Here is a 14265-nt window from a genome sequence, read left to right on the forward strand (position 1 = left end):
GACATTCCGAAGCGAGAGCGGGAAACGGATGTACAGCATCACCGCAAGACGAATGATTTCGGGACTGGTTTTAAAGTACTTGAAAGAGGCAGGTTTGGTCATTCCTAAATGCTATGCAACCGCCCCGCCCCGCTCAAGCAAAGTTCTTCTGACAAGACCCGAGCGACCTTATCCACACGGGGGCATTCGCCTGAGTGCGAGAAGTCCGCTTTCCGCGCATTGCCTCCGCTTGTGCAATGCACAACATCGGTCAAAGTGGGCTCAGAGCAGTAGTTCGCTGCGCCGTGCATCAGTGACCGCTGTGCGGACGAAGTAGACTTTTACCCAGGGTTTCGAATTTATCGACTCGAATGTCGGCTCACGGCGTTTTTGAGTACGGATCCTCGTATTGTCGATGCCTAAGACTAATCAGACTACCCATTTAGCAGTATCTCTCTGGTCCAATCCACTGCTCTACCGAATATCGGTCCCCGTGCGCCCAGCCAACGGGCAGGACTTCTTCTATTCGTTCGAGGTCGGCGTTCGTGAGGTCCAACTCTGCACCTGCGATGCACTCTTGGAAGTGATCTACAGACCGCGTTCCAGGGATCGGTATGACGTGAGGCCCACGGGTCAGAAGCCAAGCATTCGCCAAACTTGCAGCTGACGTGTCCATTTCTGCCGCAAGTTTTCGGAACCCATCTGTGATGCGGAGATTTTCAGACAGGTTGGGTTCCATAAAGCGCGGGTTGCCAGCTAAGAATGGCAGGCTTGTGATGCGCTCACGCGGGATCGGGTTATCCGTCAGTAGCGACCGCCCGACAGGCGAAAACGCAACCATAGCGACACCCAGTTCGGCGCAGGTCTGTACCAGCCCAAGATCGGGGAAACGGGTCGACAACGAATATTCGGATTGGACGGCGGCGACTGGAAAGGTTTGCATCGCGCGGCGCAGCGTCGTAGGCGCGACTTCGGAAAGTCCGATTGCTTTTGTTTTTCCCTTCTCGACCAGTCGGCCAAGATTGGCTGCAGTCTCTTCTGGCGTAAGGCGAGGATCGAGGCGGTGCGCATAGAACAGGTCAACGCAGTCCAGCCCAAGGCGTTGCAGAGACTTGTCCAACTCGGCCTCCAGATGCTCCGCCGAGTTATCGAATACGCGATTACCGTCAGCGTCGCGTGTAATCGTCGCTTTGGTCGCAATGATAAACTCTTCACGGGCGCTTGGATTGGCCTTCAGATAGGACCCGATAGCATTTTCTGATTTACCCATGCCGTAGACGTTGGCCGTATCCAGATGTGTGACGCCGAGGTCACGACACGCATCGAGGATCGCGTGGCTAGCTTTCTCATTTGTAGGTCCATACATGTCTGAGAACGACATTGCGCCATAACCAATGGCGCCGATTTCAGGCCCGTTCACGCCTAGTTTACGTGTTTTCATTTTCTTCCTTCGACAAGCCACAACGGCAGCTGAACGTGAACCAACCGGCGATCAAAATAGCAACGCGCTGGTATTCTACTTTCTAGTTAATAGCCTAACACCGAAGTTCTTCAACATGCTACGTAGGCGTCCAGCTACCTAGTCCGCAAAGTGGACATTATAGAAGGTTGCCGCAATCGACCGCTATGCGGACGAAGCCGCAAAGGGGAACTTTAACACTGACCTCACAGTTCATCTAAGTTACTCCAAAACACTCTAAGGCAAGAATTGGCATCATGATCAAAATAGTCCTTCGTTACCGGCCTTCAAAGCGCAGCCTGTCCGTCTTGTTTTTCTGGTTCGTGAACTCGTCGTGTCGTCATTGCTTGATGGATTCAATTATAGCAGTTACTGAATGAACTAAGGGTTTCGAAAGAACCCTGCTTTCTGTCGGTTGGAGGGTTAGTCGGACCGATGTAGTCAGCACGAATGCAACGCGCCCGTTTTGACAAGTTTAACCCACTTCAACCCTACCGTTTAGAAACCGGGCGTGTAGCATTGGCCGGACACTTGTCATTTACCCGCTTCTTAGCGGTTCGACAAAATAGGCGAGAATATCAGCAATGTATTCAAGATCATTCAGATTTTAGATCACTAGCCGACCATATATTCCATTAACTAAATGATTAAATGGTTTAGGCTGCCCACTGGATGAATCGAAAATTCAGGAGAAACACGTGCGATACGTTGCAAAAGGTATATTGATTTGTTGCGCTGTCGCGTTTGTCGCAGTGTTTGCAGCTTGGCTTTTCCTGTCTTCTGCGTTGTTTTCCTCGGTCAGAACTACTTTCGTCGAAAATCTGATCTCTAAGAAACTTGGCCAGGAGGTTAGAATTGAAGATGAAGTGCGTCTGGGTATTGGTCGGCAATTGCAGGTGTCAGCGGCAGGGCTGGAACTACCCGGTTCTCGGAATGCTGGTGTGAACCTTGCGGCAATCGATGAGATTGAGTTTGAAGTTTCCGCACGCGACCTCTGGAACAGTAAAATGTCACTGAGTGGTCTTTCGCTCTCGGGTGTTCACCTGAACCTGATCACGGACAAAGATGGCATCGGAAACTGGCAGTCTATTTCCCAAACGGAAACTGAAGTCGGGAAACCTACAAAATCCCCGACACCGCTGTTGGCGGGAATTCTAACGGACCGCAAAATTGATCTGACTGATATCGCCATTCTTTATAAAAACAATTTAAACGGACTTGAGTTGGACCTGCAGCTTCCTGAGCTGATCTTAAAGCGTGATACGGAAACTGATGTTGCGACGGCAGTCGGGGCCGGTTCGCTGAACGGAGAGAGGTTTGATCTGAACGCGACATTCCCCACGGAAGACCCGTTTCGGTTGGCGGTGAACTTCGAACAGACTTCGATTGTCGCCGAGGAAGTTCCTCAAGAGAACGGTCTGCAAGTGGCAACGACCGTAGAGATTGCCGAACTTGGCCAGCTTCTCGATATCCTGAAGCTGAGCCGCGTTTTGGAAGGCACAGGGAGTATTAGCGCAACGTTTACATCAGTCGACGGCGTAGCACGGATTGATGACCTATCTGTATTGGCGGAATTAGATGGCGGGCAAAGCCTTTCGCTGACGGGGCAGATCGGAGAATTGGGGAAACCGGAAGACGTATCGCTGACAACCCGAATTAGGTTGTACCCAGAAGATGCGGAACCAGCCCCAGCCGCCTCGCGATATGATCTTAAACTTATCGCAGTCGACATGGTTATCGACAGCGTACCCGGTCGGGTGCCGCAGCGACAAATGGTCATTAAGACCAACGGTTTCACGTTGGACACGTCCGGCGAAGGCCCGCCCCCGATTAAGTTCTCCGAGCTTTCCAGAACACCAGAAGGCGCCTTAAAAGTCGGAAACATCAACCTTAGAATTGGGAACCCTGCCAATCCGTTTATCATTTTGAACGGTTCGGTCGATGACGCTCTTCAGTTGCAAGGCATATCAGCAGAAGGCCTAATGGACATACCGGCAAGCAGTTTGATCTCGCCAGAATTGTTGGGCCCAGACGACCAGCTTGGCAGGTTCTCCGGTGACTTCCATTTGAACGGCGACATTAATCAGCTTTCGCTGTCGAATTTGGATGGAAAGACAAGCGATACAGACGTCTGGAACCTTGAGGTGCATGGCACTGTTGAGAATGTACTCAAATTCGAAGACCTGGATTTAGCAATTGATGTCTCAGTCCCATCCGGAGCTGACCTCTTGGAGGCACTATCGCTTGAACGTGTAGAAACCGGGCAGGCTCGCCTTGAAATCAACCTCGTTAGCGAAGGCACCGATTGGAACGCTAGTGCCAATGTTGAGGTCGCCGACTCTATCTTGCAGGTTATGGTCGATCTTGATGATGCAACAAGTGACCCGGTACTGCAGGGTTCCATTGAGAGTGACCTGATAAAGATAGATCAGATCCGAACTATCGTTCAGGCTGCCGCACAGTTGCGGAAACTAGGCGGCCCAGAGCTGGAAGAGAAAGAAACTAAGAAAGAAGAGGAGGGCGACCAAGGCGCGTTAAGAGATGTAACGCTTAAACCTATCGGGCGCTCAATTCTCTTGTCTGGTATGGATATGGATGTCCACGTTGACCTTCGTCACATCGAAGGAGCCAAGGGCATCAGCAGTTTGCAGAGCGAACTGACGCTCAACGAAAATGAGCTAAAGGCCGGACCTTTGAAGTTTGAATATGGAGGTGCTCATTTCGACGTCAGCGGGCAGATGGATCTTTCGAACGACACGCATCTACTCACGTTGACCGGCAAAGCGGGCGGTTGGCAGCTGGATGATATTCTTCACAACCTGAACTTCAAAAAAGGTGCGAGCGGTACGATCTATGCAGATTTTTCGGTGACCGGAGGAACCGATTCACCGAAGCATTTTGCAAACAGCATGAACGGCAATGCCACAGTTTCAATGCGTGATGGCTCGATCGAGACCCAGCTTTTGGATCTGGCAGGGCTAGGGGTGCTACCTTGGGTGTTTACCAAGGAAAAACAAAAGGTAGCTCCAATTGTATGTTTGCGAGCGCCGATTATTTTTTCCAATGGAAGCCTTTCGACGAAACAAACCACATTGGAAACAGATCACGTCCAGGTTGTCGTCTTCGGCGCTGTTGATTTGGCTGGCAAGGCCTTGGACTTAAATCTACAACCCCGCAAAATCGGTGAACCTCTTTCGAAAAGCCCCTGGCCAGTGACTTTAAAAGGCCCGCTGGCTAAGCCGAAGGTTAAGGTCAAAGACGGGCCAAAAAGACTGAAACGATCGGATGGTGCGGACAAAATGCCGGTAAAAAGAAAAATTTGCGTACCGGATATTTTACAATTGCAGTAATGGCGGAGGTGATCAGTCAAAGTCAAATTTAGAGTTCAGAAAGGCAGACTTTGCTTCCGAAATGCAATTTCTGCTTTGGGCTCGAAGCGGTCTCTCGTTGAGTTTGGGCGAATTTCTGTTCTGCGGACAAAGCGTACGTTTTTATAAAAGGCGGACAAGGGTGTCTAGGCAGCGGCTTTTCCCCGAGAGCCATACTCCAACCACTCTCGGTCTTTATGATCGAGATATTTGTTCATCATAGCGTCGTAGTTTGCGAGTTCTTCGTCCGCTAGTTTTCCGAGCCATTTGCCACTCGTGCCGCTGTGGAAAAACTCAGCGTTCGACTTGAAGAACCCCTTACCACCTGAAGGAGTATAGCGCTCTGCTCTGTCCTTCAGATTGTCGAAGATCGCAGCCTGAACAAGCTGATCCATGACTGCTTCAGAATGGGTAGTGCCCAAGATGTCAGCCAGTCTGGAGAACGTACCTCTCAAATCCCGGGTCATATCGGGATAGTGGAAAAGCGATACATTCGGCCGGTCGGAAACTGCCGCAACGGCTTTGCAATGCCGAATGATGTGTGCGAGTGGCATGGCATCTCCATCAAATCCCTCCGCTCCATCGTCCAGAAAGCGGCGGAACGTGATACCCTCTTCATCGTTGCCGGGATACCACGAGTCAAACCGGGTCATTGGGATGTTTTTCACGTGTTTGCGAAAGGAGAAATGCGCATCCAAAGGATGACGAAACACACAGATTTACTGCGCTTGATCATCTAGAGGTAGCCCATCCATGGGCGTGTGGCTTTTCATGCTGCGCCCATGCTTCATAGCTTCGAGCCGCTCAGCGACTTCAGGCATCTCTCGGATTCGGATTTCTACCCAAGGCATTTTGACGGACAACTCCGTTTCAACTTCGGGATCACCAGAAAACAAAAGAGATACGATGGTTTGCATCCAGGTGGTTCCGCATTTTGGAGGTGTCACTACGAACACATCGTCAGGGCGGATGCGAACCATATCCCAGCGTCTATTGTCGGTCAGCGGGCCAAGGTAGAGCTTTCGATTTTCCATATCTGAAATCTCCTGCGTGCGGATTGTTTCTGCATTGCGGACCTTTATGTCGCTGAGCAACCTTTCTTGCGCTTTCTTCAAAAGGCTTTTCGTGCCGTCACAACAAAGTGGGTTAGCGAAAAGAAAAAACGCCCACTGTCCGCCAGCAAACGTTGCTCATCCGCCCAATTCGTGGCTTCCTCGGCTGGAACTAGGTTCTTGGCTTCGGCAAATCCGCGCATCAAGACAATCATCATATTAGCCAGCCCATCGGGCTTAAGTTGCGTATCACAAATTGTAATTGGCGTAACACTTTCCACCGTGAAGCCAGCCTCCCTCATCAATGGCGGCAAAAGGGCCGGAACGCGGCGTTCGGCGAAATGATGGTCCCATGCTCTGACCATTCGCTCCATTCTGTCCGGTGCGTCGCTGTGCCAAATCAGACTGTCAAAGTGAATATCGCCGATGACGAGTATACCGCCGGGTTTGAGCACGCGATGAATTTCAGACAACGCCGAAGGGATATCGTCCAAGTACTCAAAGACCTGTACCGAAACCGCCTTGTCTATCGTACTGGACGAAACCGGTAGACTGTCTGCTGAACCGGCGGCAAGCTCAACACAGCTTTGGCCTTGGCACCGTTGTTGAGCCGACTGACGCATGTCTTCACTTGAGTCCACTCCAATGATGCGACCGCTAGTTCCCACCGCCCGGGCAAGCTCAAGGGTCAAAAGCCCGTTGCCGCAGCCAACGTCAAGGATCGTTTCACCTGGACCAGGCCTTAGGGCATCAAAGGACCCATGACGCCGTCGAGTCACATCAGCGCCTTGGTACACGCTATCGAGAAGCCGCGTGGTTTCTGCGTCGAATTCAAGCATGAAATGTTCTCAGTTGCTTTAACCAATGCAAAGGTATTATCACATCGGTGCATGAAAATCTGCTTTGGGCTCGTAATCGACCTTCGCTGCCTCCCGTTTAGATGACGGGAGGCAGCCCAAAGCAGACATGCCCGCTGCGTTTGCTGAGCGGATAGTGGACGTTCCCAGCACCTTTCATCCAGATCCTTAATAGGAGCCAAGTTGGTGTTTGTATTCGCTCGAATAGGGCGTGTGAGCTACGTCAAGCGCGAATTCTGGGACATAAGTTGCGGGTTCGATGCGTATTTACCCAAACTTTCTGCGCTGTTGCTGATCAAAATAGTTAAAGTGAAGCTTAAAGTGATATAGCTGAATTTGGGGAGTCGTGTCTTGAGTCTCGTCTACCTGTGGGCATTTCTGGCCACGCTTGCCCAGATCACATTGGCTCTTGGCGTCACTGTGCACGCCGTTTTGAAGAAGCGAGATACTCGTGCCGCAATCGGCTGGTCAGCGCTTGCTTGGCTTGCGCCGTTTGTGGGTTCGTTGGCCTATATCGTCTTGGGCGTTAATCGCATCCACCGGGCCGGAACGCGGATGGGCCTATCAGATATTATCCGTCAAATTCCCAGTTTCTCGCTCTCGGAAAGCGAGAGGGTTTTGTTCGAAGAGGCTAATGCTCAACTTCCTAACATTGCCGGGTTAGCCCGCGCAGGGGAAGGGCTTAGCGCAAAGCCGCTTCTACCAGGAAACACGGTTCATTGTCTGCGGGACGGTGACGAGGCCTATCCGGAAATGATTGCGGCTATTGATGCCGCCAAGTTTTCCGTTGGCTTGCTGAGCTATATTTTTGACAGCGACCGAGCAGGAGAGAAGTTCCTGAATGCTCTTGTTCGCGCCAAGGATCGCGGCGTAGAGGTGCGCGTTCTTATTGACTGTGTTGGCGCACGCTACAGCAAGGAGAACATGGTTACGCGTTTGAAAGAGGTCGGGGTTGAAGCAGCGAGCTTTCTTCCCACAAGTGGCTTCTCCTCACGCCGCTTCTCAAATTTGAGAAACCACAGAAAAATCCTTGTTGTAGATGGCTGCATAGGATTCACAGGCGGAACCAATATTCGCGAAGCTCATTGCCTGAACCTCAATCCTGAGGGACCAACACAATGCTTGCACTTCAAGTTTGAGGGGCCAGTGGTAAGCCACTTTAAACAAGTATTTGTTACAGATTGGGCCTTTACCACCGGTGAGCAGTTGAGCGGCTCGGCATGGTTTCCCGAGCTTACCCGCCATGGCACAGTCTGGTCGCGCGGGATTTCGCACGGGCCAGACGAGGATTTCGAGACGCTCAGTAAACTCATTTTCGCGGCGCTGTCGGCCGCGCGAGAACGCGTACGCATAGTTAGCCCTTACTTCTTGCCGGATTCTCGTCTTATAGAAGCCCTTTCAGTGGCGGCCCTCCGTGGCATCAAGGTTGAAATCTACCTCCCTTCCGACAACAACGTGAAGATTGTCGAGTGGGCGGCCATGGGTCAGATCGGGCAAATTATGGAACATGGTTGCCGTGTTTTCTTTACCAAGCCACCGTTCGATCACACGAAACTCATGCTCGTGGACGATGTCTGGGCTCTTGTTGGGAGCACAAATTGGGATCCCAGAAGCCTGCGATTGAATTTTGAGTTCAATGTTGAATGCTATCACCGAGAGCTGTCGGAAGAACTCCATGCTATCCTGGACTCAAAAGCACTTGGCGCTCGGGAAATAAGCCTCGAAGAGATCAATGATCTCCCGTTTTGGGCCAAATTGCGCAACGGGTTGGCCCGGTTACTCTCTCCCTATCTGTAGCAGGCAAAGCTTAGTTTGCCCCCAGATGCATTTCTGGTGGAGTTTGGTTCAAAAGAAGATCTACGTTTAACCAAACAAGAATTCGCGAATTGCCGAGTTGCGATCTCAGTCGCTCTGCGTTGTTTCTGGTGCCGCAGGTGCGACACGCGTGGGTCCGTCAGAGCGCGTAAACAAGTAGAAAAACAACGCAACGAATACCAAAGCGGCGAAAACGACCACTCCAGACATTCCTAAGAGAGGAGCACGATGGCGCGAACCTTTGTTGTCGGGATCAGTGTTGTTGGCAGACATTGCATCTCTGGCCTCCAATGTGATCACCAACACTATCATTTTCAGTGCCTACAAACAAATTGACCTTCAAAAGAGCCGTCTACCCAGCTTTGCGCCGAATGGCAGATCATCAGCGGCAAATGGCATTTTTTACCAACTTTTGTGCCGTTACATTCTTGGTGTGGAGTTTATTTTCGGCGCAATAGTTAACCTCTTTCTTGTGGTTTGGGGAGCCATGTCTTGGTGGCGGGCACCAGGTCGCAATCGCAATGAAGACGACGACAAATAGCTTTGTCGATCACTTTAATACGGAAACAGTATCGGCGCGATTGTCACGGCGGCTATTCCGGTCAGTATGGTCAGCGGTACACCAAGTATTAGAAAATCGGAAAAACTGTAGCCTCCAGGTGCAACAACCAAGGTGACCACGGGCGTTGAAATGGGTGTAGAAAAGGAAGCCGACGCAGCAATCAACACGCACAGCGCCACCGGATAGGGTGAAATTCCAAGTGCCTCAGCCGCAGAAATCGCAATGGGCGCCACGAGTACTGCGGACGCTGTATTGGAAAGAACCAAACCCAGCAAAGCGGTCAACACGAAGATGGCAGACATTACCGCTCGCGGGCTGGCATCGCCGACAAGGTACAGCAACTGATCGACAATTATGTCGGATCCACCAGTAACTTGCAGAGCGTCCGCCAAGGGTAGCATCCCTGCAATAAGAACGAGGCTTGGAAGCTTGACGGCGCGATAGGCGTCCTCGGCAGATAGCGTACGCAACACAACTGCTGCAACGGCGGCTATCAGGACTGCGGCGGTAATCGAAATAAGCTCAAACAAAGTGGCTGCGATCATTGCGGACATAATAAATATCGCGGCCCAGAACCCGGAGGCCGCAGGTGGTATGGATTGCCGTTCCTGCGGAAATGACAGCAGAACGAGCGAGTCGTGCCGTTTGACGGCCCGATCCAACGCGTCCCAAGGCCCGGCGATCAGTAGTCGATCCCCGGATTGCAAGGTTGTCCCTGATACATCCTCGACAGGTTCGCCATCTCTGACCAACGCGACGGTCTCGACGTCGTTCGCCTCTATGCCGAGTCCATTGCTCACAGGTTTGCCAATCAAAGGGGACTCTGGATGAACCAAAACATCGGAAAACCCGATCTCATCAATCCATGCTTCGATCATATTTGCAGGTTCTATGCGCTCAGAGAAATCAGATCGCTGCACGAGGGTTTTTAGTGTCTCCTCCGGGCCGCGCACTAAGATGCGATCCCCGCGTAGCAACTCCATCCCAGTGCGGAACATCGCAGGGATGAGCCTACCTTTTGCACCTAACCGCAGCCGGATCACTATATTGGCCTCGGCTCCGATCATCGCGGCGACGTCTTCCGCAGGAACTTTCTTGGCGACGACAAGAGTCTCAGACAGCTTATGGAGATCAAAAGACTGCCACATCCCGGCAAGGGTTGTCCCGGTCGTCGTCAAGTCCTCTTCCTGGGCTTCCGAGGCTGACCGAAGACGATGCCGGCCCCAAAAAAGGATGAAAACAACGGAAACCAAAAGAACGAGTGCGCCGATCAGGAAAAAGGAAAACAGACCCAAAGGCTGATAGCCCTGAGCAACCAGTTCATCGCTGACGACCAAGTTTGGCGGTGTAGCGATTAGCGTCAGCATGCCGCTGATCAAAGCGGCATAAGACATCGGCATCAGAAGCCGTGCCTTGTCGTTTCCGGTCTGTTGGGAAATTCGCAGAATGATTGGAATAAAAATAGCGACAACTGCAGTCGAACTCATGACGCTTCCCAAAAGGGCGGTGCTAACCATTATCAGGATCAGAAGATTAGTCTCCCGGCTGCCACCGTAGCGCATGATTGCGTCACCAACCGCGCGTGCCACACCGGTTCTGTCCAGCATTTCCCCCAGCACCAGAAGGCACGCCACAAGGATAACCACGCTGTTTCCGAAGCCCGAGAGGCTTTCCCCGATTGTCAGCGTGCCGCTCAAGGCAAGTGCGATGACCACTATCAAGGCGACAAAGTCGTAGCGAACCCGATTGCTTGCCATCAGCACGCCAGCGACGGCAATCAATACAAAGACAAAACCGGCCTCATTGGTCATTGCCATACCCCCTTTGAAACAACAGATCGGCAATCCGACCTTGCAGTACTCAACTGGTCGCGTCAGCCATATCTACGCCCGCTTCTCGCAGCAGTTCAAATTTCACAGCTGTTGCGCTGACCTGTCGATAAAAGGCAATTAGTTGACGCGTCGGCCCTTGAAGACGAGCCAAGCCAACAGTCGCTGCGACAACCGTGCCTACGTCTGTATTCCCCTCCAGAACTTGCCAGCCGCCCACAACAAGAACCCCCACGGTCCCGGCTCCGTTAATGGCGCTGAGTACAAATTTCGAAGAAAGCTTCCAAACGAAAATCCGGGAACGCGTATCGTAGATCTCGTCAAATTTAGGTACGATTTCTACGGCCGAGCGATCAGGGTCAACAAGCCAGTTGGTGGCTTTGCGCAATGTGTGAACCCTGTCTGACACAAGGGAGTTCACGCGCTTCTGGACGAGAAGAACAATAAAAACCTGAGGGATAATCATACCAATTGCAATCAACCCCAGAGAGGGTTGATTGGCCGCAATATACCCGACAATCACAACTAGGGTTCCGGCCTGTACGATTGGTTCAGACAGAGCGCTACCAGAGAACTTTCCAACTTGTTCGGCTTCGGCCGACACCATTGTGGCCTTGGCACCATAGGCAACTTTCTCGGCCCCTGCGGGGATTTCGCGCGACAGATTGCAAATGCGCTTGCGCAGTTTGCGGATCATGTCTTCGCCCAGAACGCTCGATAGGTAACCCAGCACCCATTTCAGCGCGAGGCTCAGGATGATCACTCCACCCATTGCAACGCCGAGCCACAGCAATCCTGCGGGGCTAATGTTCTTTTCGGTCAGACCGTTCACGATTTCCTTTTGATAGTTCAGAGGAAACGCCGCTAGAGCGGCAATAGTCAGCGACAGAAGGATGTTGACCACCTGACGCTGTCCCGTTGTTCTCCAAATGGATCTATAAAATTCAATCACTTCACGTTCCCCTAACTTCCTTGCGGCACCCGTGCTGAACGATGCAGGTGTTGTAAACGCACTGTAACACTCAATTCCATTCGCATAAAAAGATGCGTTACCAATCAGCGGGCGCGATGAATTTCGAGCCCGCGAATTCTTGAAAGATCAACCGCTTTGACTTGATTTTGTGAATATAGGGACGGTCACTGATCCCCAGTTCTGACCTCGCGCAGCCTTGCCAACTGCTGTGCACGTTCACCACTCTAAACCCCATGTGCGGATCCCGGAGCGCGCGCCTCTCCCACCCGTATATTTGATTTTTTGCATATTTTTCCATACACTGCGTCGCTAGTTTTAGTGTTTGGGGGAGCAGTCATGAGAACTCATTTTGAACCCACGATATTGTTGTATGCTACAACAGCCTTAGCGCTTTCATTGGGAACACAAGCCGCTGGCTTCGAAGGCGAAGTGCCTCCGGATACTGCGGTTCCTACGCAAACATATTCTCCTTTTGTTGATCGATCTTATCCCGATCAGGTTCTCTTCGGTGATTTACATTTCCACACAGAAATCTCGTTCGACGCAGGGCTTGTCGGGACGTCCTTGAATATCCACGACGCCTTCCGCGTGGCGCGAGGGGAGCGGATAACTTCAAATACCGGACAACCTGTACAGCTCATCAGGCCACTCGATTTCCTCGCGATTACTGAACACGCGGAAATGTTGGGACTTGCGACCGCCGTTCGTGCAGCTGACCCTCGGCTTTTGGCTGACGATTGGGGTCGCTTGACCTACGAAAGGTTCAATTCTGGGCAAGAAGGTCGGATGGAAGCGTTTGCTGATATCATCGAAATCGCTTCAATCGAAGGGCGAGACCCGACCGCTGGATTGGATTTGGACGGTGACCTCTGGCAACAAATCGTAGAAACGGTCGACGAATACTACGAACCCGGCGTCTTTACATCGCTTGCGGGTTACGAATGGACATCCACACCGCGCGGAGACAACCTGCACCGCGTCGTGATCTTCGGAGATGGGGCCGACAAGACCAGCCGCACACGCCCATATACCTATTTTGAAAGCGAAGACCCCGAGCCGCTTTGGGACTATCTGGCTGCTTATGAGGAAGCGACGGGCGGAAGCGCCATTTCCGTTCCGCATAACGGGAATGTATCCAACGGAATAATGTTCGCACCCACCAAGTTTGACGGAACGCCCATGGACGCAGAATACGCCGCCAAACGTATTCGTTGGGAGCCGATGCATGAGGTGACCCAGATCAAGGGTGATGAGGAAACCCACCCATTCCTGTCACCTGATGATGAGTTTGCGGATTTCGAAACCTGGGACGTTGCAAATATCTCTGGAACAGTCGCAAAGAAACCTGAAATGCTTCGCTATGAATATGGGCGCTCCGCTTTGAAGGTTGGACTTGCGGTTCAGCGAGAGACAGGCGTTAACCCGTTCAAGTTCGGCTTCTACGGTACGACGGACACGCACACCGCGCTGCCGACCACGCGGGAGGACAACTACTTTGGTAAGTACCAGCACACAGAGCCTTCGGCGAACCGTCACAACTTCGATGTAATCCCTGCCGAAGACCCGGCATTGCGTATCATTACGGCCCAAGAGTCGGCTGCGGGTCTCACGGCTGTATGGGCCCGTGAAAACACACGCGAAGAAGTCCACGGTGCTATCAAGCGCAAGGAAGCCTACGCTACAACCGGGCCGAGAATGCGGGTCCGCGTCTTTGGCGGCTGGGGTTTCGATGCCGACGATCTGTACGCGTCGGATTTTGTGTCCAATGGATATCAGAACGGCGTGCCAATGGGCGGTGACTTGAAGAACGCGCCTGATGGGGTATCTCCCGGCTTCCTGATCCGTGCGCTGCGCGATCCGGACGGCGCGAACCTCGACCGTGTCCAAATCATCAAAGGCTGGATTGATGAAAGTGGCGAAACTCATGAGCGAATTTTTGACGTGGCCGTGTCCGATGGACGAGAAATTGAAGAGGATGGTCGCGCCCGCGAACCAGTGGGCTCGACGGTAGACATTGAAAACGCGACATACAGCAACTCGATCGGCTCCGTGGAACTCGCCGCGTATTGGCAAGACCCAGATTTTGATCCGGACAACAACGCGTTTTACTACGTGAGAGTGATTGAAATTCCAAAGCCACGTTGGACGACTATTGACGCAGCTTTCTATGATATCCCGTTGCCTGAAGCTGTCCCAGCGGAAGTCCAAGACCGTGCTTACACGTCACCGATATGGTATAGCGCCGAATAGTTGACTTAGTTTAGATGGCAAACCGCTCATGGTTCGCTTAGACCGCCAGGGGTGTAACTAGGATTCAACCCTATTGGATGAGATGCCCCCATATCGCGAGTGCGCCCGCCTCTCGCTTTGG

The 14265-nt window shown here is 52.2% G+C and carries 8 protein-coding genes and 2 pseudogenes; 4 read left to right on the forward strand and 6 right to left on the reverse strand.

The window, feature by feature from the left end:
• Both ACXAH8_RS04130 and ACXAH8_RS04135 read right to left on the reverse strand, forming a co-directional pair.
• Positions 1 to 102: pseudogene (locus ACXAH8_RS04130) on the reverse strand (IS6 family transposase); the annotation flags it as partial.
• 319 nt (positions 103 to 421) lie between these two features.
• Positions 422 to 1420 (reverse strand): aldo/keto reductase, encoded by a 999-nt coding sequence (locus ACXAH8_RS04135; RefSeq protein WP_475216296.1) that lies wholly within the window; start codon positions 1418 to 1420, stop codon positions 422 to 424.
• A gap of 716 nt (positions 1421 to 2136) precedes the next feature.
• Between ACXAH8_RS04135 and ACXAH8_RS04140 the strand changes: the two genes are divergently transcribed.
• Positions 2137 to 4788 carry an AsmA family protein gene (locus tag ACXAH8_RS04140; RefSeq protein WP_475216298.1) on the forward strand — a complete coding sequence of 884 codons (2652 nt, stop codon included), beginning with the start codon at positions 2137 to 2139 and terminating at the stop codon, positions 4786 to 4788.
• A 164-nt stretch (positions 4789 to 4952) separates the two neighbouring features.
• Here ACXAH8_RS04140 and ACXAH8_RS04145 read toward each other — a convergent pair.
• Positions 4953 to 5840 (reverse strand): annotated as a pseudogene (locus ACXAH8_RS04145) (sulfotransferase domain-containing protein).
• A 77-nt stretch (positions 5841 to 5917) separates the two neighbouring features.
• Entirely contained in the window at positions 5918 to 6697 is a 780-nt protein-coding gene (locus ACXAH8_RS04150; protein WP_475216300.1) for a methyltransferase domain-containing protein, read from the reverse strand.
• Between the two features lie 369 nt (positions 6698 to 7066).
• Between ACXAH8_RS04150 and ACXAH8_RS04155 the strand changes: the two genes are divergently transcribed.
• Both ACXAH8_RS04155 and ACXAH8_RS04160 read left to right on the forward strand, forming a co-directional pair.
• Positions 7067 to 8512 carry a phospholipase D-like domain-containing protein gene (locus tag ACXAH8_RS04155; protein ID WP_475216302.1) on the forward strand — a complete coding sequence of 482 codons (1446 nt, stop codon included), beginning with the start codon at positions 7067 to 7069 and terminating at the stop codon, positions 8510 to 8512.
• Between the two features lie 280 nt (positions 8513 to 8792).
• A complete protein-coding gene (locus ACXAH8_RS04160) occupies positions 8793 to 9071 on the forward strand; it encodes a hypothetical protein (protein ID WP_475216304.1) in 279 nt (92 codons plus the stop codon).
• A gap of 14 nt (positions 9072 to 9085) precedes the next feature.
• On the opposite strand, the gene ACXAH8_RS04165 is transcribed toward ACXAH8_RS04160, so the two are convergent.
• Entirely contained in the window at positions 9086 to 10903 is a 1818-nt protein-coding gene (locus tag ACXAH8_RS04165) for an SLC13 family permease (RefSeq protein ID WP_475216306.1), read from the reverse strand.
• Between the two features lie 49 nt (positions 10904 to 10952).
• The gene (locus ACXAH8_RS04170; RefSeq protein WP_475216308.1) at positions 10953 to 11825 is read right to left on the reverse strand and encodes an ABC transporter transmembrane domain-containing protein; all 873 of its coding nucleotides are present in this window, start codon (positions 11823 to 11825) and stop codon (positions 10953 to 10955) included.
• Positions 11826 to 12230: 405 nt separating this feature from the next.
• On the opposite strand from ACXAH8_RS04170, the gene ACXAH8_RS04175 reads away from it, so the two are divergent.
• A complete protein-coding gene (locus tag ACXAH8_RS04175; RefSeq protein ID WP_475216310.1) occupies positions 12231 to 14144 on the forward strand; it encodes a DUF3604 domain-containing protein in 1914 nt (637 codons plus the stop codon).
• Positions 14145 to 14265 lie beyond the last annotated feature (121 nt).

This window comes from Ruegeria sp. ABV3_008, from assembly GCF_056161185.1.

Excerpts from the sequence above, each read along its gene's own strand:
- ACXAH8_RS04135 (WP_475216296.1), bottom strand. The coding sequence starts at position 1,420 with ATGAAAACACGTAAACTAGGCGTGAACGGGCCTGAAATCGGCGCCATT.
- ACXAH8_RS04150 (WP_475216300.1), bottom strand. The coding sequence starts at position 6,697 with ATGCTTGAATTCGACGCAGAAACCACGCGGCTTCTCGATAGCGTGTAC.
- ACXAH8_RS04165 (WP_475216306.1), bottom strand. The coding sequence starts at position 10,903 with ATGACCAATGAGGCCGGTTTTGTCTTTGTATTGATTGCCGTCGCTGGC.
- ACXAH8_RS04175 (WP_475216310.1), top strand. The coding sequence starts at position 12,231 with ATGAGAACTCATTTTGAACCCACGATATTGTTGTATGCTACAACAGCC.